At 70.8% G+C, this 21,199-nt stretch carries 19 protein-coding genes; 11 read left to right on the forward strand and 8 right to left on the reverse strand.

The window, feature by feature from the left end; translation table 11 throughout:
- Positions 1-5: 5 nt before the first annotated feature.
- Both ACQPWU_RS16490 and ACQPWU_RS16495 read left to right on the forward strand, forming a co-directional pair.
- Complete coding sequence (locus ACQPWU_RS16490) at positions 6-1,349, forward strand: MFS transporter (RefSeq protein ID WP_433440865.1); 1,344 nt, start codon at positions 6-8, stop codon at positions 1,347-1,349.
- A complete protein-coding gene (locus ACQPWU_RS16495; protein ID WP_433440867.1) occupies positions 1,346-3,568 on the forward strand; it encodes an arylsulfatase in 2,223 nt (740 codons plus the stop codon). The genes ACQPWU_RS16490 and ACQPWU_RS16495 overlap by 4 nt, the downstream gene beginning before the upstream one ends.
- Positions 3,569-3,603: 35 nt before the next feature.
- On the opposite strand, the gene ACQPWU_RS16500 is transcribed toward ACQPWU_RS16495, so the two are convergent.
- Complete coding sequence (locus tag ACQPWU_RS16500; protein ID WP_433440869.1) at positions 3,604-4,173, reverse strand: TetR/AcrR family transcriptional regulator; 570 nt, start codon at positions 4,171-4,173, stop codon at positions 3,604-3,606.
- Between the two features lie 84 nt (positions 4,174-4,257).
- On the opposite strand from ACQPWU_RS16500, the gene ACQPWU_RS16505 reads away from it, so the two are divergent.
- Together ACQPWU_RS16505 and ACQPWU_RS16510 are read left to right on the forward strand one after the other, a co-directional pair.
- Complete coding sequence (locus ACQPWU_RS16505) at positions 4,258-4,668, forward strand: organic hydroperoxide resistance protein (protein ID WP_360704407.1); 411 nt, start codon at positions 4,258-4,260, stop codon at positions 4,666-4,668.
- 74 nt (positions 4,669-4,742) lie between these two features.
- Positions 4,743-4,940 (forward strand): hypothetical protein, encoded by a 198-nt coding sequence (locus ACQPWU_RS16510; protein WP_433440871.1) that lies wholly within the window; start codon positions 4,743-4,745, stop codon positions 4,938-4,940.
- A gap of 20 nt (positions 4,941-4,960) precedes the next feature.
- Here the strand turns inward: ACQPWU_RS16510 and ACQPWU_RS16515 are convergent, their stop codons facing one another.
- From ACQPWU_RS16515 to ACQPWU_RS16525, 3 genes are all read right to left on the reverse strand, one after another.
- On the reverse strand, positions 4,961-5,734 hold the full coding sequence (locus ACQPWU_RS16515) for a S1 family peptidase (protein ID WP_433440873.1): 774 nt from the start codon (positions 5,732-5,734) through the stop codon (positions 4,961-4,963).
- Positions 5,735-5,874: 140 nt separating this feature from the next.
- Positions 5,875-7,104 carry a cytochrome P450 gene (locus tag ACQPWU_RS16520; protein WP_433440875.1) on the reverse strand — a complete coding sequence of 410 codons (1,230 nt, stop codon included), beginning with the start codon at positions 7,102-7,104 and terminating at the stop codon, positions 5,875-5,877.
- A 34-nt stretch (positions 7,105-7,138) separates the two neighbouring features.
- Positions 7,139-8,746: an FAD-dependent oxidoreductase gene (locus ACQPWU_RS16525; RefSeq protein ID WP_433440877.1), complete on the reverse strand. Its 1,608-nt coding sequence runs from the start codon at positions 8,744-8,746 to the stop codon at positions 7,139-7,141.
- A 212-nt stretch (positions 8,747-8,958) separates the two neighbouring features.
- On the opposite strand from ACQPWU_RS16525, the gene ACQPWU_RS16530 reads away from it, so the two are divergent.
- Positions 8,959-9,948, forward strand: coding sequence for a pyridoxamine 5'-phosphate oxidase family protein (locus ACQPWU_RS16530; protein WP_433440879.1), 990 nt, complete (start codon positions 8,959-8,961; stop codon positions 9,946-9,948).
- 7 nt (positions 9,949-9,955) lie between these two features.
- On the opposite strand, the gene ACQPWU_RS16535 is transcribed toward ACQPWU_RS16530, so the two are convergent.
- The 3 genes from ACQPWU_RS16535 to ACQPWU_RS16545 all read right to left on the reverse strand — a co-directional run bounded on the left by ACQPWU_RS16535 (position 9,956) and on the right by ACQPWU_RS16545 (position 12,914).
- Positions 9,956-11,080 (reverse strand): acyltransferase family protein, encoded by a 1,125-nt coding sequence (locus ACQPWU_RS16535; RefSeq protein WP_433440881.1) that lies wholly within the window; start codon positions 11,078-11,080, stop codon positions 9,956-9,958.
- A gap of 287 nt (positions 11,081-11,367) precedes the next feature.
- Entirely contained in the window at positions 11,368-12,090 is a 723-nt protein-coding gene (locus ACQPWU_RS16540; RefSeq protein ID WP_433440883.1) for a GNAT family N-acetyltransferase, read from the reverse strand.
- 197 nt (positions 12,091-12,287) lie between these two features.
- Positions 12,288-12,914, reverse strand: a complete 627-nt coding sequence (locus ACQPWU_RS16545) for a FadR/GntR family transcriptional regulator (protein WP_433440885.1) — start codon at positions 12,912-12,914, stop codon at positions 12,288-12,290.
- 98 nt (positions 12,915-13,012) lie between these two features.
- On the opposite strand from ACQPWU_RS16545, the gene ACQPWU_RS16550 reads away from it, so the two are divergent.
- From ACQPWU_RS16550 to ACQPWU_RS16565, 4 genes are all read left to right on the forward strand, one after another.
- Positions 13,013-14,320 (forward strand): SLC13 family permease, encoded by a 1,308-nt coding sequence (locus ACQPWU_RS16550; RefSeq protein ID WP_433440886.1) that lies wholly within the window; start codon positions 13,013-13,015, stop codon positions 14,318-14,320.
- Positions 14,317-15,486: a CaiB/BaiF CoA transferase family protein gene (locus ACQPWU_RS16555; protein ID WP_433440888.1), complete on the forward strand. Its 1,170-nt coding sequence runs from the start codon at positions 14,317-14,319 to the stop codon at positions 15,484-15,486. The genes ACQPWU_RS16550 and ACQPWU_RS16555 overlap by 4 nt, the downstream gene beginning before the upstream one ends.
- On the forward strand, positions 15,471-16,973 hold the full coding sequence (locus tag ACQPWU_RS16560; RefSeq protein WP_433440890.1) for a carboxyl transferase domain-containing protein: 1,503 nt from the start codon (positions 15,471-15,473) through the stop codon (positions 16,971-16,973). The genes ACQPWU_RS16555 and ACQPWU_RS16560 overlap by 16 nt, the downstream gene beginning before the upstream one ends.
- A gap of 102 nt (positions 16,974-17,075) precedes the next feature.
- Positions 17,076-17,429 carry a DUF1330 domain-containing protein gene (locus tag ACQPWU_RS16565; protein WP_433440892.1) on the forward strand — a complete coding sequence of 118 codons (354 nt, stop codon included), beginning with the start codon at positions 17,076-17,078 and terminating at the stop codon, positions 17,427-17,429.
- A gap of 10 nt (positions 17,430-17,439) precedes the next feature.
- On the opposite strand, the gene ACQPWU_RS16570 is transcribed toward ACQPWU_RS16565, so the two are convergent.
- Positions 17,440-18,306, reverse strand: coding sequence for an LLM class flavin-dependent oxidoreductase (locus ACQPWU_RS16570; RefSeq protein WP_433440894.1), 867 nt, complete (start codon positions 18,304-18,306; stop codon positions 17,440-17,442).
- 271 nt (positions 18,307-18,577) lie between these two features.
- Here ACQPWU_RS16570 and ACQPWU_RS16575 point away from each other — a divergent pair, with 271 nt between their 5' ends.
- Together ACQPWU_RS16575 and ACQPWU_RS16580 are read left to right on the forward strand one after the other, a co-directional pair.
- Positions 18,578-19,447, forward strand: coding sequence for a phosphotransferase family protein (locus ACQPWU_RS16575; RefSeq protein ID WP_433440896.1), 870 nt, complete (start codon positions 18,578-18,580; stop codon positions 19,445-19,447).
- A 246-nt stretch (positions 19,448-19,693) separates the two neighbouring features.
- On the forward strand, positions 19,694-21,163 hold the full coding sequence (locus tag ACQPWU_RS16580) for a hypothetical protein (RefSeq protein ID WP_433440898.1): 1,470 nt from the start codon (positions 19,694-19,696) through the stop codon (positions 21,161-21,163).
- The last annotated feature ends 36 nt before the right edge of the window (positions 21,164-21,199 follow it).

Consider the following 21,199-nt stretch of genomic DNA (forward strand, 5'->3'; position numbering starts at 1 on the left):
CCCGCATGACGAGCGAGACTGTCGAGTTCGACGCAGGACGCATGACCAGAGGGCAGCGCAGGATCGCGCTGACCGCCATCGGCGGGTACTACGTGGACGGCTACGACCTGCTGGTTCTGTCCGGCGCCCTGCTCGGCATCACGCCCGAGCTCCGCCCGGATCCCGGCGTGATCGGCATGGTGGGCGCGTCCGCGTTCGTCGGCATGGCCCTCGGCTCCCTGCTGACCGGCCCGCTGACCGACCGCTTCGGCCGCCGCCCGGTCTTCTTCGCGTCGATGGCCGTCTTCGTCCTGGCCTCGCTGGGATTCCTGTTCGTCCAGGACGTATGGCAGCTCATCGCGCTGCGCTTCTTCGTCGGCTTCGCGATCGGCGCGGACATGCCGGCCTCGGCCGCCCTGATCGCGGAGTTCATCCCGTCCAGGAGACGCGGTACGTTCACGGGTCTGGGCGGGGTGGCCTGGATGCTGGGCGCGCTGACCGCCATCGCGGTGACGCTGCTGGTCTTCACGGCTTCGGGCGTGGAGCACTGGCGATGGGTGATGGCGACCGGGGCGCTCGCGGCGGTCGTGCTGCTGTTCCTGCGCCGCCGCACGCCCGAGTCGCCGTACTGGCTGCGGGCCCACGGCCGCGACGAGGAGGCCGTCGCCGCCTGGCGCTACGCCACCTCCGGAGAGGCCGGCGCCCTCGACGCGGTCCCGGCCGTCCCGGGCAACCGGCAGCCGGCCCCGCTGCGCCTGCTGTTCCGCAGGCCGCTGGCGCTCATGCTGGTCATGTTGTGCGTGTACTGGGGATGCAACAACCTGTACGGCTCGGCGATCCTGCTGTACCAGCCGAGCCTGATCAAACGCATCGTCACACCGAGCACGTTCACCTCGCTGCTGTTCACGGCGTCCACGACGGCGCTCGCCGTGATCCTGGGCCTCATCGTCTGCCTGTGGGTGATCGAGTCGATCGGCCGCCGCTTCATCGCGCTCACCGGCACGGCCGTCGCGGCCGTGTGCACGTTCCTCATCTGGGCCGGATTCGGCACCTCTTGGCTGGTCCTGGTGGCCTTCGCCGTCACCATCGCCGTGATCAACGGCGGGACCTCGCTGGCGTTCTACTCCTGGGCGCCCGAGCTGTTCCCCGCCGCCGTGCGGGGCCGTGCCGTCGGCATCGTCAACATGGTCGGCAAGACGGGCAGCGTGATCGGCACGCTGGCGCTGCCCAGCATGTTCGAGGCGCTCGGCGCCGTGTCCTTCCTGGTGATCTCGGGCCTGGCGGTGCTGAACGTGGTGGTGACCCACCGGCTGGCTCCCGAGACCCGCGGCCTGACCCTGCGCCAGCTCGAGGAGAGGAGCCACGCATGACCACTGGACACGTAGGACGTACCTATCAGGACTCCACACCATGGTGGCCTGAGCCGCCCAGGCCCCGCGAAGGCGCGCCGGACGTGATCGTGGTCGTCCTCGACGACGTCGGGTTCGGCAGCCTCGGCTGCTACGGGTCGGAGATCGCCACCCCCGCGATGGACGCGCTGGCCGCCGGCGGGCTGCGCTACACCAACTTCCACGTCACGCCGCTGTGCTCGCCCACCCGCGCCTCGCTCCTCACCGGCCGCAACCACCACGCCGTCGGCATGTCCTTGCTGTCCAACGCCGACAGCGGGTTCCCCGGCAAGCGCGGCACCGTGACCCACCGCGCGGCCACGATCGCCGAGGTACTGCGCGACACCGGCTACAACACCTACGCGCTCGGCAAGTGGCACCTGGCACCCATGGACCAGACCAGCGCGATCGGCCCCTACGACCAGTGGCCGCTGGGCAGGGGCTTCGACCGCTACTACGGCTTCCTGGAGGGCATCAGCGACCAGTACCATCCCGAGCTGGTCCAGGACAACCACCGGGTGGAGCCGCCGAAGACGCCGGAGGAGGGCTACCACCTGACCGAGGACCTCATCGACCGGGCCATCGCCTCCATCTCCGACCACAAGTCGGTCGGACCCGGCAAGCCGTACTTCCTCTACCTGGCCATGGGGGCGGGGCACGCGCCACACCAGGCGCCCGAGGAGTACCTGCGGCGCTACCGCGGCCGCTACGACGAGGGCTGGGACGTGATCAGGGAGCGCCGCCACGCCAGGCAGATCGCGCTCGGGATCATCCCGCCCGGCACGGCGCTGGCCCCCCGCAACGACGGCGTGCGCCCCTGGGCCGAGCTCCCCGGGGAGGAGCGCGCGGTCGCCGCCCGGCTGCAGGAGGCGTTCGCCGCGATGCTGGAGCACACCGACGCCCACCTCGCCCGGCTCCTCGCGCACCTGGAACGCATCGGCACCCGCGAGAACACCCTGATCGTGCTGATGTCGGACAACGGCGCGAGCCAGGAGGGCGGCGCGCTCGGCAACACCAACTCGATCGCCTACGAGAACGGCGACGTGGTCTCCCACGCCGACAACTACGCCAGGCTCGACGAGATCGGCGGTCCCCGCTGCCACGGCAACTATCCCTGGGGCTGGGCGCAGGCGGGCAACACCCCGCTCAAGCGGTACAAGCAGAACACGCACGCGGGCGGCGTCCGGGCGCCGCTCATCGTCTCCTGGCCCGGTCAAGTGCCAGACGGCGGTGTGCGGACGCAGTTCCACCACGTCATCGACGTGACGCCGACGATCCTGGACATCGTCGGGGCCGAGATGCCGCAGACCTACCGGGGGCTCGCGCAGCTGCCCGTGCACGGCACGTCCATGCGTTACACGTTCGGGGACGACGCGGCACGGACCCGCCGCACCACCCAGTACTTCGAGATGTACGGGCACCGCGCGATCTGGCACGAGGGCTGGAAGGCCGTGGCCTACCACGAGCGCGGCACCTCCTACGACGACGACCGCTGGGAGCTGTACCACCTGGACGACGACTTCTCCGAGTGCCACGACCTGGCGGCCGAGCGCCCCGACGTGCTGCACGAGCTGATCGGCCGCTGGTGGTCCGAGGCCGAGCGGTACGACGTCTTCCCGCTGGACGACCGCAACTTCGCCGAGCGGGCCGCGATGTACCACAGCGCGGCCTCACCCAGGAGGCGGCGGAGTTTCGTGCTCTACCCGGAGATGAGCCGCATTCCCGGTGGGGTCACCCCGCTGATCTACGATCGCTCGTACCGCATAGACGCCCACGTGAGGCTGCGTGAGGGCGACGAGGGCGTGCTGATCTCGCAGGGCGACGTGAACGGCGGCCACGTCATGTACGTCGCCGATGGCCGGCTCCACTACGAGTACAACCATCAGGGCACCAGATATCGCGTGCGCGGCGACGCCGCCCTGCCGCCGGGCGATCACGTCCTGTCGGTGATCTTCACCAGGACCGGCCCCTGCCAGGGCGTCGCCGCGCCGGCCGTCGACGGCCGCCCCGCCGGCGGGAAGGTGCCGCTCACGACCGCCCGGTACATGATCGGCTGGCAGGGCCTGGTGCTGGGCCGCGACGCGCTGTCACCGGTGAGCTGGGACTACCCGCGCGGTTTCCCCTTCACGGGCACGATCGATCGGGTGCGTATCGAGCTGGACGACGACGTCCCGGAGACCGTGCACGAGACCTTCGACTGAGCACATCCGACTGAGCACATTCGACTGGGCACGGCTCATCCGAGCACCCTGGTGAGGGCTTCGTGGACGGCGGCGCGGACCGTGTCCGGATCGTCGAGGTCGAAGCCGACCACGAGCCCGTCCCGCAGCAGCAGGAGGATGTCGGCGGTCCGCTCCGCGTCGGGGTGGCCGTCGGCCGCCAGCAGGTCGCGGTACAGGTCGCGGTTCCAGCGGCGGTGCTCGGCGATGGCCTGCCGGACGGGATGGGCCGGATCGGGATATTCGGCCGCCGTGTTGACGAAAGGACAGCCGCGATAGCCGGGGCCGGCGCCGAAATCGCACATGTAGGCGAAGACGGCCTGGAGCCTCTCGCGCGGCGAGCCGGCGGGCATCGTGGCGACCAGGGCGCGCTGTAGCGAGCTCTGCTCGGCCACGTAGGCACGCACGAGGTCGTCCTTGCTCGGGAAGTGGTGGTAGAAGGTCGCCTTGGCGACGCCCGCCTCGGCGATGATCCGGTCGATCCCGACCGTGTGGACGCCCTCCGCGTAGAACAGGCGCGTGGCGGTCTCGAGGACCCGGGTGCGCGCCGGGGTCGGGCGACGGCCTTCCAGCGTTTCTGCGCTCACGAGTTGACGGTACCAGACAGACCTGTCTATTCTGATGCTTGTTGGCAGACAGACAGGTCTGTCTATATCAGAGGGGCAACGGACATGAGCATCTACACCGCCATCGCGACCTCGGCCGGACGTGACAGCCGCGCGGTCTCCTCGGACGGCAGGCTGGACGTCAAGCTGGCCATGCAGAAGGAGCTCGGCGGCGACGGTGAGGGCACCAACCCCGAGCAGCTCTTCGCCGCCGGTTACGCCGCCTGCTTCGCCTCGGCGATGCGGCTGGTGGCCTCGAGCAAGAGTCTCGACGTCTCGGACGCGGCGGTCACGGCCGAGATCGGCCTCTCGCCCAACGGCAAGGGCGGATTCCAGCTCGACGCCACGCTGCGGGTGGAGCTGCCCGACAGCATCTCGCCGGAGGCGGCCCGCGAGCTCGTCGAGGCCACCCACCAGGTGTGCCCGTACTCCAACGCCACCCGGGGCAACATCCCGGTCAACCTGGTCATCGAGTAAGCCCGGCGGTGCCGGATCGAAAGCGGGCGTGCTCGTGACCCGCCCTTGGTCTCCGGATCAGTACGCTCCCGACCGTGGCCGATGAGAAGAGCCGGAGCAGGCGGCGGATCAGCATCGACGGGGCGGGCATCGAGAGGCGCAGGACGGCGATCCAGACGCTCATCGATCAGGCGCCGCAACCCAGGACCGAGCCTGTCGCGGCGCCGGATCCCGCCGTAGGCGCGAGCCCGGACAGTGCGGAATCGCCTGGTTCACCCGTGCAGACGGGGTGAGCGCCGGGCGCGCGGGCGGGTCAGGGAAGGGTGACGTACTTGCCGAGGAAGTGCCGGGCCGTGGCGCTGTCCAGGCGGTAGTCGTAGTTGGTCTTCTTGCAGGCGTCGTCGGCCCCGCTGATGGTGGTGGCCACGAGGAGGTGCGAGTCGGCCCCTCCCAGGAAGTTCGGGCCGCCCGAGTCGCCGAAGCAGGTGCTGCCGTCGCTCCAGGAGGACAAGGACAGGTCGAGCCACCTGCGCGACAGATCCTTGAAGGAAATGGAGGACTGGCGGCGCGTGTCGGTGTACTTGAACTGCTGGTGGTGTCCCTTCTTCACCGGGTCCAGCGAGCCGTATCCGACTGGGGTGAAGCGTGCGGACTCCAGGGATTCGTCGGCCTTGAGCTGGTCGAGTAGCCCTGCGGTCGGCAGCTGGGCGGGCTTGATGCCCGGGATGGGTGTCTTGAACACCACGACGGCCATGTCGTGGTTGCTGGACTTATTGGTGTAGCGCGGGTCCGGTATGTAGCGGCCGGTGTAGACCGGGGATCCCGGCTTGTAGTGGCTGGCGAAGGTGACCTGGGCCGTCTTCGTCTTGCCCTCCCCGCAGTGGGCGGCGGTCAGGAAGACGGTCGGCGAGATGAGCGTGCCGGTGCAGTAAGTCCACGTGCCGTCTTCATACTGCTTCCCGTCGACGAGGGCCCCTACTTCGGGGTGCGTGTCACCGTCGGCGGAGCCGTTCGTGATGGCCGCTGCGGGCGTCGCGGTGCATGCGATCGACGCAGCGACAATCAGGGCAAAAGGGACATAACGCATCCACAGAGTTTAGATGCCGAAAAGTGTAAAATGACAGACATAAGTAAAAAATCTACTCGCCTCCTGTCAGGTGACTGAGGCAGGCCGCATGGATGGCTTCCATTGCGGGGAGAACAGGCCGTCGACCCGGCGGGACGCCGTTATGCCGGGATGATGTCGTCGAACTCGACGGCGAGATGGCGCGGCCCGCGTAGTCCAGGGTTCGGCCGGTACGGGGGCGGATCGCTGACGAGGCGTGGGTTGACGAGCCGGCGGGCGATTTCGCGCAGCGCGAGCTGAGTCTCCAGGCGGGCGAGTGGAGCGCCGAAGCAGTAGTGGATGCCGCTGCCGAACCCGAGGTGCTGGTTGTCCTGCCGGTCGGGGTCGAAGCGGTCGGGGTCGCGGAAACGGGCGGCGTCGCGGCTGCCGGCGGCGAGCGCCAGGCTGATGACCGAGCCTTTGGGGATGGTCGTGCCGGCGATGTCGATGTCGGCGAGGGCGGACCGCCGGAGGCCGATCAGCTGCACCGGTGGTTCGTAGCGCAGCAGCTCCTCGACCGTGCCGATGATCAGGTCGGGTTCGTGGCGCAGCCGTTCCAGCACGTCGGGGTGGCGGAGGAGGGTGAGCACCCCGTTGGTGATGAGGTTGACGGTGGTCTCGTGACCGGCGACGAGCAGCGTCACGGCGGTCGTCAGGAGTTCGTCCTGCGACATGTCGACGGCCGGATCGGTGACGAGGGCGGAGACCAGGTCGTCGCCCGGCTGCTGCCGGTGGACGTCCAGCAGTCCCTTCAGGTACTCGGCCAGTTCGGCCCTGATCTGAGTGCTCCGGCGGTCCCGCTCGACGATGGAGCCGGTCGTCGGATCGGTGGTCTCGATGATGGCCTGAGACCACTGGTGGAAGAGGGGCTCGTCTTCGCGGGGAACCCCGAGCAGCTCGCAGATCACCGTGACCGGCATCGGATAGGCGAAGTCCTCGACGATGTCGACCTGGGACTTCCCGGCGAAGTCATCGATCAGGCCAGTGATGATCTCCATGATGCGGTTGGTCATGCCGTCCACCCGGCCGGGGGAGCAGGGCGGGCCGAAATGCCGCATCACCATGGCGCGGAGCCTGTCGTGGTCCGGTGGATCGAGCCTGATGAAGGAGGCCGGGAACTCCGGAGTCTCCTCGGCCGCGGCGTCGGCGGCGGCGATCTCCGGAATGTTGCGCGGGTCCGAGCTGACACGCGGGTCGTGCAGCAGCGCCACGATCTCCCGGTAGCCGCTGACCACGTACACGCCGTCCTCCTGCCGCGCCACCGGCGTCCTGCGGAGCTCCGCGTACAGCGGGTACGGATCGGCGCGGTTGGAGTAGTCGAGGATCTGTTGGTAAATGGTTGCTTCCGTCATGGCGACGGCCCCCTCCGGACGGTCTGCGGTGTCGTCAGCGTCGCCGTACCAAGGTCACGCGACGCTCGTCTGGGTTGTGGCCGGTCACCACCACGGTCGCGCCGTGGGCGGGGGACATCCGCTCCGGCACGTCCGCCGGCATCACCTGCGTGTGGGCGGGCGCGCCGACCATGCCGGGGCCGGGCGGGAACGGGGCGGCCTGCTCGATCTGCGCCTGGTAGAAGTCGAGCCACATCGCCTGGTCGAAGGCGACCGCGGCCGTGATGCGGCCCTGATGACCGTAGACGGCGACGAACCGGCGCTCGGCGACCGAGCCCTGGGCGATGACGACCTCGTCCGCGAACGTGGGCACCCCGACGGACTTGATGTTGACGCCGAACTGGGCGGACCAGAAGACCGGCAGGGACAGGTGCGGCCAGCGGGCGCTCTCCGCGCTGATCATGTTGTGCGCCGCGACCTGGGCCTGGGTGACCGCGTTGCCCCAGTGCTCGAGCGCCAGGAACTGGTACTCGTACACCGGGTGCGGGAAGCGCGCCACGTCGCCGGCGACGAAGATGTTCTCGGTGACCAGGCCGTTGACGTCGAAGGCGCGGCAGCCCGCGTCACATGCGACACCCCACACCCCGGCGGCCAGGCCGGAGTCCTCCAGCCATTCGACATTGCGCTCCGCGCCCAGCGCGGCCACCGCCACCTCGACGTCGAGCGTGGTGCCGTCGGACAGCCGTGCCCGGCGCAGACGCCCGTCCCCGTCTCCCTCGAGTGCCGTGACGGTGACACCGCAGCGCAGGTCCACGCCGTGATCCCGCTGCAGGTCCGCCGCGATCGCACCGATCGTCCTGCCCAGCGCGCTCGCCAGCGGCGCCGGGCCGCGCTCGGCGACGGTGACGTCCAGGCCCAGCTCACGGCAGACGGACGCGACCTCCGATCCGGTGAAGCCGGCGCCGATGACCAGCACCCGCCCGGGGCGCTCGGCCAGCCGCCGCCGCAGCCGGGCCGCGTCGTCATTGGTACGCAGGACGAACACCCCGTCCAGGGCCGCCTCCGCCTCGTTCGGCCAGGGCCGGGCCCGCGCCCCCGTCGCGATCAGCAGGCGGTCGAAGTCGACCTTCCGGCCGTCTGCGAGGAGCACCTGCTGGGCGGCCAGGTCGAGTCCGGTCGCGCTCTGCCCCAGCAGCCATTCGGCCTCGACCTCGATACGCCGGGGCAGCGCGGTGTCTTCGGCGGCCACCTGCCCGGTCAGGACCTGTTTGGACAGCGGCGGCCGGTCGTACGGCTCGTACGGCTCCGCGCTGATCAGGGTCAGCGATCCCGCGTAGCCCTCCCTGCGGAGCGTCGCCGCTGCCCGCAGGCCCGCCAGCGAGGCGCCGACGATGACGATGCGATCGACCCGCGCGCGTCTCTTCCCGTCTCCTGCCGTTGCCGGGACGGCCTTCGCCGGCCTGCCCAGCGAATACATCTGGTCGACCACCAGGGCCTGGACCGGGCAGGCCGCCGCGGCCCGCAGGACCCGCTCACGCTCGGCGTCGTCCGGATGGAGCTCGTACATCAGGGCTTCGGAGTGGTGCATCGTGAAGACGTTCGGCGCGAGGAAGGCGCACTGCCCGTACCCTTCGCAGCGGGTCAGATCAACGACGACTCTCATCTGGATCCGCCCTCTTTCGGAGGCCGCGCCTATGACGGCAGTACGTAGCAGGTCAATCACTGACAGTGGTTGGAAACGTACCCATTGCATCTCATAGCCACACCAACAGGGCGCTCCTGGGCTGGGGTCCAAGAGCCTGCCAAGCGCTTCCCAAGCCGTTGAGAAGGAGCGTGCCGCACGCTGTCTCCCGGAGGCTGGAAGGGAGAAACCCGATGATCACAGAAGGACGTTCACCGACGCTCGTCGCCGTGCCCGCGGAGGTCCGGCAGGTGCTGGAACGCTCGCTCGTGTGCGAGTACGCCTCGCTGACCCGCGACGGCCGCCCGGTCACCTGGCCGGTCACGCCCTACGCCGGCCGCGACGGGACGCTCGACGTCACGACCGGCCTGTCCTACCCCGACAAGGCCGAGCGCGCCCGCCGGGACCCGCGCGTGGCGCTGCTGTACTCCGACCCCACGGACAGCGGCCTCGACCGGCCGCCCGTGGTGCTCGTCCAGGGCCGGGCCGCCGTGCGCGACGCCGACCTGCAGGGCAACACCGACCGGTACGTACGCGAGTCGATGGCCAAGCAACCGGCCGCGTTCGCCGGCCTGCCCTGGTTCCTGATCAAGCGGCTCACGTGGTACTTCGCCCGCATCTACGTCGAGGTGACCCCTGAGCGCGTCACCTGGTGGCCGGAGGGCGACCTTTCCCGCGCGCCCCGCACCTGGACCTGCCCGGGCGAGACTACGTTCCCCAGGTCCGACCTGGCGCCGTCGGGGCCGCGGCTGCCGAGCCGATCGACCCCGCCGGCGGACTGGCGGCCCTACGCCGATCGGGCGCTGCGCCTCGGCGCCCCGGTCGTGTCGATGGTGGCCGACGGGCTTCCGCTGCCGGTGCGCGCCCGGTCGGCCGTCCGCACCGAACACGGCTTCGACCTGCGGCTGCCCGCCGGGGTGACGGCCGTGGCGGGGCCGGTGTGCCTGACGTTCCACACGTACTCGGAGACCGAGGGGCACGAGCACGTCGTGCTGGTGGGATGGGGGAGCGGGGCGGGCGACCGGCTGGAGGTCGAGGTGGAGCGGGCGCTCAACGACTGGAGCCTGTCCGGCGGCAACCGGGAGCGCGCCCGGTCGTTCATGCGGCAGGGGAAGGAGCTGAGGAAGCGGGTCAAGCTGGAGGCGGCCCGCCGCGATCAGGCGGTGCCGAAGATCCGCAGGTGAGGCGGCGTCATCGGTGCTCGGAGGTGCGGAGGATCAGGCGCTTGCCGAGGCGCTGGGCCGGGGCCTCGATCAGGTGGTAGGTGAGGAGGCTGAGCGGGATCAGGGCCAGGTAGTACAGCGCCAGGTGCGGGATCACGTGCAGCAGGATCGGGTGCAGCAGGTAGAGGGAGAAGCTGATCACGCCGAGCCGCGTCAGCCGGCCCGGGAAAGCCCGCCGGCGCAGCGCGAACGCCAGCGCGAAGGCGCCGTACGCCAGCACGATCGCCGTCGCCCAGGCGGGATCGTCCTTGGCGGGGATCCCGCACCCCAGCACCACCGCCACCGCGAGCGCGGCCGTGCGCCAGGAGATCGTTCCCTGCTCGGCCCGGTACACCGCCGTTCCCGCGAACATCGTGGCCAGGATGATCACACCCTGCCAGGTGCCGGCCCGGCTGCCCAGGACCACCAGCGCCAGCCCGAGGAGACCGCCCGCGGCCGCGGCGATCGTACGCGTCCTGTCGTGCCCCAGCACGGTGACCGCGATGGCCGCGACGACCGCGAGGCAGATCAGGACGGCGGCCAGGTCGGCCCGGCCGCCGATCGTCGCCCCCGGCATCAGCAGGCCCAGGGGCACGGCCGGCAGCGCCAGCGCGATGGCGATCCCCGCCGACCTGTGTGCCTGCCGCGTCGCGAACAGCGCGACGCTCATCAGGTAGAACGCCATCTCGTACGAGAGCGTCCACGTCACGTTGATGACGGCGGGCAGGTTGACCAGCTCCTGCAGCATCGTCACGTTGCCGAGCGCGACCACGGGCAGGGGGCGCTCGCCGAGCGTCGGCTCCAGAGGGAACACGCCCGCGAGAGCGAGGACGAGCGCGAGGCCGCAGGCGGCGAGCAGCAGCGGGAGGAGGCGGAAGGCCCGGCCGGTCCAGAAGGCGCGCAGGTCGCCGCGCCGTTCCAGGGAGGCGGGGATGATGTACCCGCTGACCAGGAAGAACACGAAGACGCCCCACGTGCCGAGGTCGATCCGGCGGTCCACTTCCGCCCAGACGGCCGGAATGAAGGTCCAGCCGGCGTGGTGCATGGTGACGGCCAGCGCGGCCGGCCCCCGCAGGGCGTCCAGCCAGGCCAGCCGGGCGGGGGCGGGGGACATTCGTCGGATTCTAGGTCATAAGACCGATTCGTACTCACTCTCAGGAGTGAGTGCCGGAATCGCCCATACCGGCGATGTCCGCCACCCCTGGCGAGCCGGAGGATTTCCGCCATGAACTCTCGCTTCGCATTCATCGCCGCGCCCGTCCTCGTGTTCGGCTACGGCGTGATCCGCATCCTCGACGGCCTCGACGGCAGCCGCGGGCCCGGCCTCGCCTGGACCACCGGGCATCGCCGCGTACGAGAGCGGCCTGATCGTCCCCGGAGACGCGCGCTGACCGGACGCGCTCAGACCGCGTCGGGCCGGTCCCGGCCGAGCCGGACGCTGATCTGCGAGCCGTACTCCCGGAAACCGAGTGCCCGGGCCACTCGCCGCGACGGCTCAGGACGTGCCCTCCACTGCGGCAGGAGGCCGATGGCCAGGGCGTCGGCGACGGCCGCGGAAGCCGCCAGGCGCGCCAGACCCCGGCCGCGGTATCGCGGAGCGGTCAGGACGGACAGATGCGCCGCCATGTCCAGCCAGGGCCGATAGCCGGCGGCGGCGATCACATCCGGGCCTTCGCGGACGACGAAGGCCGGCGAGGCGATCTCCTCCAGACCGCTCTCCTCCGCGTCGTCCTTGGCCACCGAAGCCACCAGTGCCCGCACCGCGGGATGACCCGCCGGGAGGCTTTCGACCGGGGCGTCGGCCTGGATGAAGTCTCCGGCGTCGAGGTATGCCAGCGTCGCCGGCCCCAGGACGTCCAGGACCGGGAGAAGCTCAGGGAGCCGGGCGAGATCGATGCCGCCGAGGTGCAGCAGCGCGTTCCGCAGCGGCTCGACCAGGCCGGCGTCGGGCACGGTGGCCAGGATCGCGCCCTCCAGCGCGATGACGCCCGTCCAGCCCGGCGGGCACAACCAGGACCCGGGCGAGACCACGACGCTCACCTCCCCGCTCGTGGGGAACGTGTCGGGGGCACGGGCCAGGCTCGCCCACAGCTCGCGCGCCCGGTCCGGCGAACTCGGTGACATCCTTCGATGATCGCGGCCGGAAATGCCCCAGGCCAAGCGGTTTACCGGGCCATCTGCGCCGCTCGCGGGGGCCGCGCGCAAGCCCCACCGACTGCTGCGAGGCGGTGTGGGGCGGTCTTGGGACGCGGGCGCAGGAACCGGCTCGCCGGCCACCGCGCGGTCACCGGGGCGGCGGGCGGCCCGCGTTCTTCATGGACTCAAAGCTGAAGCAAGTGGGCGCAGGCGGTCGCGGCGGCGTCGGCGTCGCCGACCACGACGGCCCGGGCGAGAGCTGTGAGGCGGTCGGCCGAGATCTGGGCGTCGTCCAGCGGCGCGGCCTCGGACAGCAGATCGTCGAGGTCGGCGAGCAGGCTCTCGCCCGCGAGCCTGCGCACGCACGGCCAGGTGTCGGAGAAGCGGATCGGGCGGCCGTCCGCGTCGAGCAGGGCCAGCCGGAGGCTGCGGTCGGGATGAGCCGCCGCGCTGCGCGCCAGCCCGGACATGACGGCCTCCCTGGCTCGCGCGATCTCTCCCTGGTCCCGCTCTGCCAGGAATAACGGCAGGTCCGGTCGCGCGTCCCGCATGGTCGGCGCGAGCACCACGGCCCCGTTGCCGTGCTGGACCTCGACCTTGCCCTGGACCTCGAGCGCCACCAGAGCGCGGCTCAGCGTGGCCCGGCTGACGCCGAGCTCCGCGGCCAGGCGGCGCTCGGGCGGCAGACGGTCGCCGGGGGACAGCCCCTGAGCCTCAATGAAGCCCGCGATGTGGTCGGCCAGCTGCACGTACAGGCGGGGACGCTCCAGCCGCTCGGGCGCCGCGGAGCTCTGGGGGCGCTTCTTGGTCACGGCGACAGTCTATTGACATCCGACGAAGTGGAGCAGAGGCTAGGCCAATCCGGAAATGCCCCCGTAACCGGACAGTCGCCTGACCCGAGGAGTCGCCGATGTCGGCGGAAGTCATAGCGTTGATCGTGTTGGTGTTGGTCTTCCTGATAGCCACGGTCCGGTCCATCAACATGGGTGCGCTCGCACTCGTGGCCGCGTTCGTGGTGGGCACCGCCGTGTTCGGCGTGAAGGTGACCGACGTGCTCGGCGGGTTCCCGGCGAACCTGTTCGTCATCCTGGTCGGCGTCACGTACCTGTTCGCGCTGGCCAAGAACAACGGCACGGTGGACTGGATCGTGCACCGCGCGGTGATCGCGGTGCGCGGCCGCGTCGCGCTGATGCCGTGGGTGATGTTCGTGGTGTGTGCCGCGATCACGGCGATCGGCGCGGCCAGCCCGGCCGCGGTGGCGATCGTGGCGCCGGTGGCGATGGGCTTCGCGGCCCGGTACCGGATCAACCCGGTGATGATGGGCCTGATGGTGGTTCAGGGCGCCACAGGCGGGAGCTTCTCGCCGATCGGCATCTTCGGCGCGATCACCAACGGCGTGGTGGACAAGAGCCACCTGCCGGGCAACCCGGCCGTGCTGTTCTTCAGCGCGATAGGCGCGTGCGCCCTGATCAGCCTGATCGGCTTCCTCACTCTGGGCGGCGCGAAGCTGCTGCAGCGCGACCGCGAGTCCCCGAAGGTGCTCGCGATGACTCTCGCGCGGGCGGGCGCGTCCGCGGGGGACGGCGAACGAGAGCCCGCCGACGACGCCCTGCCCCGCCTCGACGCGCAGCGCTCGCTCACGCTGGCCGGCCTGGCCGTGCTCGCCGTGGGCGCGCTCGTCTTCGACCTCGACATCGGCTTCCTGGCGCTGGCGGTGGCGGTCGTGCTCACGCTGATCTTCCCCTCCGCCGCCCGCGGCACGGTCGACAAGATCAGCTGGGGTACGGTGCTCCTGGTCGGCGGCATCGTCACCTACGTCTCGCTGCTCGAGGACCAGGGCACGGTGAAGTGGCTCGGCGACGGGGTCGCCCACGTCGGCACCCCGCTGCTCGCCGCGTTCCTGATCTGCCTGATCGGTGCCGTGGTCTCCGCCTTCGCCTCGACGACCGGCATCCTCGGGGCGCTCATCCCGCTCGCGGTGCCGTTCCTGCAGACCGGACAGGTCGGCGCCGTCGGCCTGGTCACGGCGCTGGCGATCTCCGCCTCGGTGGTCGACTGCAGCCCGTTCTCGACCAACGGCGCCCTGGTCGTCGCGAACGCCGACGTCGCCGACCGCGACAACGTCTTCAAACGCCTGATGACCTGGGGCATGACCATCATGGTCGTCGCGCCGGTGCTGTGCTGGACCGTCCTCGTCGTGCCGGGGAGCCTGTCATGAGCGGGCCGCTGGCGGGTTACGTCGTCGTCGACCTGACCAGGGCGCTCGCCGGGCCGCACGCCGCGATGATGCTCGGCGACATGGGAGCACGCGTGATCAAGGTGGAGCAGCCCGGGACCGGCGATGACACCCGTGGCTGGGGGCCGCCTTTCGCCGGGTCCGAGTCCACCTACTTCCTGTCGTGCAACCGCAACAAGCAGTCGATCGCCCTGGACCTGAAGAGTGACGACGGCCAGGCAACCCTCGAAGCCCTGATCCGCAGGGCGGACGTGCTGCTGGAGAACTTCCGCGCCGGCGTGCTCGACCGGCTGGGCTTCACCACCGCCCGCCTGCTCGAGCTCAACCCGCGGCTGGTGGTGCTGTCCATCACCGGTTTCGGCCACGACGGTCCCGAGGCGGGACGGGCCGGCTACGACCAGATCGCCCAGGGCGAGGCCGGGCTGATGTCGCTCACCGGGCCGGGACCGGATGACCCACAGCGGGTCGGCGTGCCGATCGGCGACCTGCTGGCCGGCATGTACGGCGCCTACGGCGTGGTGTCGGCGCTGCTCGAGCGCGAGCGGACCGGGCGCGGGCAGGTGGTGCGGACCTCGCTGCTGGCCTCGATCGTCGGCGTGCACGCCTTCCAGGGCACGCGCTGGACCGTGGCCGGCGAGGTCGGGCGAGCGCAGGGCAACCATCACCCCTCCATCGCCCCGTACGGGCTGTTCCGCTGCGGGGGTGGCGGCCAGGTGCAGATCGCGGTCGGGAGCGAAGGACTGTGGCAGCGGTTCTGCGCGGAGTTCGGCCTGGACCCGCAGGAGCCGGGCCTGGCCACGAACGCGGAACGGGTGGCGGCCGGCAGCCGGCTGGTGGAGCGGATCGAAGCCGTCTTCGCCCCCTTCGGCCCGGACGAACTGCTGGAGCGGCTCGCCGCCACCGGCGTGCCCGCCGGCCGGGTACGCACCCTGGACGAGGTGTACGACTGGCCGCAGACCCGTTCGCAGGGCCTGCTCATCGACGTCGAGCACGCGAGCATCGGCGAGATCACGCTGCCCGGGCCGCCGCTGCGGTTCTTCGACCCGACAGGGCCGGACGGCGAGGTCGAGACCACCCGGGCCGATCATGCCGCGCCTCCCGTGCTGAACGCCGACGAAGAGGAGATCCGCTCGTGGCTGGCCGGCTGACGGCGCTCGAACTCGTCCGGCTCGTGCTCGACGACGGCTCCTTCCGCAGCTGGGACGAGCCGCTCGGCCCCACGAGAGACCCCGACGTGGCCGCGGCCAGGCAGCGCACGGGCCTGGACGAGGCGGTCATCACGGGGGAGGGGCTGCTGCGCGGCCGCCGGGTGGCCGTCGTCGCCTGCGAGTTCGGCTTTCTCGCCGGATCCATCGGGGTCGCCGCCGCCGAACGCATGGTGACGGCCGTGGAGCGAGCGACCAGGGAACGGCTGCCGCTGCTCGCCGCGCCCGCCTCGGGCGGCACGAGGATGCAGGAGGGCACCGTGGCGTTCCTGCAGATGGTGAAGATCTCCGCCGCGGTCGCGCAGCACAAGTCCGTCGGCCTGCCGTACCTGGTCTACCTGCGCAACCCGACGTTCGGCGGCGTGCTCGCCTCGTGGGGTTCGCTCGGCCACGTCACGGCCGCCGAGCCCGGCGCGATGATCGGCTTTCTCGGGCCGCGCGTCTACGAGGCCCTGTACGGGGAGGCGTTCCCCGAGGGCGTCCAGGTCGCCGAGAACCTGTACCGGCACGGCCTGGTCGACGCCGTGCTGCCGCCGGAGGAGCTGGCCGGCATCGCCGACCGGGCGCTGCGCATCATGCTGAGCCCGCCCGCGGGGGCGGCACCATCCGCGGAACCGCCGGAGGGGCGGCTGGCGGACGTACCCGCCTGGGAGTCGATCACTCGCTCCAGGCGGGCCGACCGCCCCGGAGTCAGGCAGCTGCTCCGCTACGCCGCCTCGGACGTCCTGCCGCTGAGCGGGACCGGGGCGGGGGAGAAGGACCCGGGGCTGTACCTGGCGCTGGCCCGCTTCGGCGGCGTCTCGTGCGTGCTGCTCGGGCAGGACCGCCGCGGCCAGGCGGACGTGGGCCCGATCGGGCCCGGGGCTCTGCGTGCGGCCCGGCGCGGCCTGCGGCTGGCCCGCGAGCTGGACCTGCCGCTCGTCACCGTCATCGACACCCCCGGCGCGGCCCTCAGCGCGGAGGCGGAGGAGGGCGGGCTGGCCGGTGAGATCGCCCGATGCCTGTCCGAACTCGTCACCCTCGAAGCGCCCACGCTGTCGGTGATCCTCGGGCAGGGCTGCGGCGGCGGCGCGCTCGCGCTCATCCCGTGCGACCGGGTGCTCGTCGCCCAGCACGGCTGGCTGTCCCCGCTGCCGCCCGAAGGCGCCAGCGCCATCGTGCACCGCGACGTCGAGCACGCCCCGCAGCTGGCGGCCGCGCAGCGCGTCCGCTCCGCCGACCTGGTCGCCGGCGGCATCGCCGACCGGATCGTCGCCGAACGCCCGGACGCGGCCGAGGAGCCGCGGGAGTTCTGCCGGCGCGTGGGACGCGAGCTGGAGCGCGAACTCCTCGCGATGGTGCGTGCCCACCGTCATGAGCTGCTCGCCAGGCGGCTCCGGCGATACCGGGCCCTCGGCACCGCGCTCGCCCTCGACAGCGAGGTCGCATGAACGGTCTTCCGCTACCTCTCAGGTAATCGACGGGATTACGTCAGGACGGCAGCATGGTCATCGAGGCCGCCGGACGGGTGGCCCGCTGACGAAGGAGAAACCATGACCGCCTACGCCCTCGCCCACCTGCGTCCCCAGGCGAAGCCGCACGAGGAGGTGTACGAGTACATGGAGCGCATCCAGGCCACCCTGGACCCGTTCGGCGGACTGTTCGTCGTGCACGGGGCGCCGGTGGAGGTGCGCGAGGGCGAGTGGCCCGGCGCCCTGGTGATCATCCGTTTCCCGTCGATCGAGCAGGCCCGCGAGTGGTACGACTCCCCTGCCTACCAGGACATCCTGCGGCTGCGTGCGGACCACATTCCCGGTGATCTGGTGCTGGTCGACGGGGTCGGGCCGGACCACGACTCGGCGGCGATGGCGGCCAGGATGCGTGCGATGGACGCCAACGGGGCCTGAACCGGCGGGCTCAAGGCTTCCGGCCCACCTCGTCCAGGGCATCGGACAGCAGGCCGATCTGCTCGAACCCTCTCGAGCAGGGCAGCAGCACCAGATCGTCGGCTCCCACTTCGGCGAGGCGGTCGATCTCCGTGCTCAGGCGGTCGGTGTCGGTCACGACGTCGTGACGGACCTGGGGGTACAGATCGCCGTAGTAGCGCGCGACGTACGCGTCGGCGGTTTCCGGCGCGCCGGGCCCCAGACAGAAGTAGCGCTCCACGACGATCCGCGGTCGTCCCTGGCGTCCGGCGTTCGCCCACTCCCGGCGTACGGCGTCGACGCCCTTCTTCAGGATCTGCAGCCCGAAGGCCGGTGCGACCCAGCCGTCGGACAGGGTGGCGGCCCGGGTGAAGGCGGCGGGCACGAACCCGGCGAGCAGGAGTTGCGGGCGGCCCGGGGGCAGAGCGGGGATCGGGCCGGCCGGTCCGGTCATCTCGCCTCGCCACACGGTGCGCATCGTGGCGAGGGCGGCCTCGAGCGCCGCGCCCCGTCCGGTCATCGGCACGTCGCTGACCGCGTAGTCCTCCGCCCAGCCGCCCATGCCGAGCCCCACGGTCAGCCGCCCTCCTGAGACCCGTTCGAGCGAGCTGATCTGCTTGGCCAGGACGACGGGGTTGCCGCGGTAACCGGCGTTGAGCACGGTGGTCACCAGCTCGATGCGTTCGGTACGGCCCGCCGCGGCGGCCAGCGCCACCAGCGGGTCCAGGGTGTCGTACACCAGCCGATCGAACGCGCCCAGCAATCGGAAACCGCGATGCTCGCTCTCCGTCGCCCACGGCCCGATGGACCTGCCGTCCGCCCCTGGTACGCCGGACGGCAGTCCGATCCCGATCCGCAACCTTCCCCCTGAGATTGTCTGATCCGTACGACGGCGTCACCGACGGCGGCGCGGGCCGCTCGGGTTCGCGTTCATGCAGGTCAACCTAACCGGACAGGCCCGGCCGAGTCCTGAACGAAACGCTCATGGGCGATAAATGACCGCCCCGCCCGCCCCGCCCGCTCCGGTCGGCAGGCGCCGGCGCGATGTCTAGGATCGAACCCGAATCCCGGCGCCATGGCCGCATGGCACGGGGCACCCCCGCGTCCGAGCCGTAGGAAGTGGCCGACATATGAGCGAGCGCGTACCTGATGACCTGCTGGAGATCGCCGACGCGCTCATGCCCGGCATCCCGCTCGACGAGGCACGGCTCGCCCGAGGCGGGATGCACGACGTCGTCCTGCTGCCCGGCGTCGCGGCCGTGCGGATCAGCCGGCGCCCGTCGGGAGCCGAGGCCCTGCCGCGCCGTACCGAACTGCTGCGGGTGATCGGGGCTTCCGGGCTGCCGTTCGCGGTGCCCGAGCCGCTGACGCCGGTGACGATGTTCGGGGAGCGCGCGGCCGTCGCCGTGTCGTGGATCGACGGCGCCGGACTGCCCGAGGGCCAGGGTGACCCGGCGAAGATCGCGGAGCTGCTCCGGGCCTTGCGGGAGCTTCCCGTGACGTCTGAGATGCGGGCCCTGCTGGCCGCGCCGCGCGAGCACGAGGGCGTCAACAGCTGGGCCGGCATTCTGGCCGGCGAGGTCATCCCCCGTTTCCCCGGGAAGTGGCGCGACGAGGGCTGCCGGCGCCTGGAGGAGGCGCTCGCCCTTGAACCGGTCCCGGACTGCCTCGTCCACGGCGATCTCGTCGGTAACAACGTCCACTGGGCTGAGGACGGCACCTTGGCCGGCGTCCTCGACTGGGACCGGGCCCACCTGTTCGACCCGGCGATCGACGCCGCCTTCATGGGATGGCACGGCTGGGACAACCTACGCCGGGCCGTCGGCGGCGAGACCTACCGGCGCGCCCGCGTCTGGGAAAGGACCTTCGGCGTCGACCATCTCGTCGCGGTCCTCGAACTGGGCGGCAAGCCGCTGACGCGCGTCGAGAGCTACGTGGAGCACATCGTCGCGTGGCTGGAGGAACATGCCGACGGGGACCAGCCTTCACTCCAGGCGTGAATCGCGCCGAAGCCGCGGGGTCGAACAATATCGAATGGCGAAATAGCGCGCCGCTGCCAAAAGAGGCCGCCGGATATCGATGCCGATCTCGCCGGACCGTGCGGCCTCGGGCCCTGGTGAGGCCTGGCCGAACCTTTGAGATCCCATGTGCGAGTGCTTATCCGACGCTGGGGAAGCTTCGAGAAGCGCGGCCGAGATTTTCGGCAGGCTTCAATCTTCATTAAAAGCGTCGGAAGAGAAAATACGATGATTATTCAGGAAGTCGGGGAGAAGGTCGTCCCTGAATACCGTGAAGTCACGGGAGCGGCCGTGGCCGAATCCACGAAGCAACTGCTCCAGCCACCCTTCACGATGGAAGCGGCGCCCATGCCGAGCCCGCTCCCGGCCCCGATCCCGATTCCGGTCCCACCGATCGTCGGACCCCGGATTCTCGTCTACAAGCAGGATCCCACCGTCGCCGAGCTGGGCGTCAGGGCGATCTTCATCCCCAGCCCAGTGCTCAACGGGCCCACCGACGCCCGCATCATCACCGAACTGTCCGGCACCACCCCCGTGGCACGCAACATCAACGGCGACTTCATCTTCGTCCCCAACTCGCCGGAGTTCGACTGCGCGCACACGTACGCGGTCGTCCGGGAGACGATGACGATGTACCAGCGCCACAACGGCGGCGTTCCCCTTCCTTTCGCGTGGAACACCGGCGGCAACCTCGACCGGCTCACCGTCTTCCCGCGCGCCGGAGCCGGCGCCAACGCGTTCTACAGCAGGACGGCCAAGGCGCTGAAGTTCCTCTTCTTCGCCCCGACCGGCTCCTCGCAGGAGGTCTTCACCTGCCGCTCGCTCGACATCGTGGCCCACGAGACCGGGCACGCGATCCTCGACGGCATCAAGCCCGGCTGGCTCAGCGCGGAGAACCCGCCGCAGACCGGTGGCCTGCACGAGTCGTTCGGCGACCTGACCGCCATCTTCCTGGCGCTGTCGATGCCGGACCTGGCCGAGGCGCTCGTCGCGCTCACCAAGGCCAACCTGCACGCCAAATCCTTCCTGTCGGCCCTGGCCGAGCAGTTCGGGCAGGCGCTCGGCATGCCGTTCGGGCTGCGCAACGCCGACAACGACCTCAAGCTGAGCCAGGTCAGCAACGAGGTGCACGCGATCTCGCAGGTGTTCACCGGCGGCATCTACGACGTGCTCGCCGACATCTACGCGCACGAACGCACCACGCAGGACACGATCAAGAGCCCCACCATGATCCTCATCGAGGTCGCGGACCACCTGTGCAAGCTGCTGTTCGACGCCATCGTCAAGGCGCCGGCGACCGGGGCCACCTACACCGACGTCGTCAACCAGATGCTGGCGATCTCGGCCGCCCAGGGCGATCCCATCATCTACCGGACCTTCATCCGCAACCGGTTCGCCTTCCGCGAGGTGGTCACCTCGCCCACGCCGTTCACCGAGATGCTCTCCGGCGAGATGGACCTCATGAACGCCGACTACACCGGCGACGGCAAGACCGCGAAGGACATCACCAGCGTGAAGCCCGCCGACACATCGTCCGCCAGCCTGCGCGCCGTGCAGGACCGGTCGATGTGCTGCGGCACCATGCAGCTGCCCGAGTTCCAGGTCATCGACAAGAACAAGCTGACGACCAAGGGCGACCTGGGCGACGACGACATCCTGGCCGCGGAGCTGGCCGCGCTCAAGAAGGCCTTCAAGTAACCGCCCGGCGAGCACCTCGCCGTATCGTGCCCCACG

The sequence above is a fragment of the Nonomuraea sp. CA-141351 genome (genome assembly GCF_050944675.1).
Taxonomy (GTDB): domain Bacteria; phylum Actinomycetota; class Actinomycetes; order Streptosporangiales; family Streptosporangiaceae; genus Nonomuraea.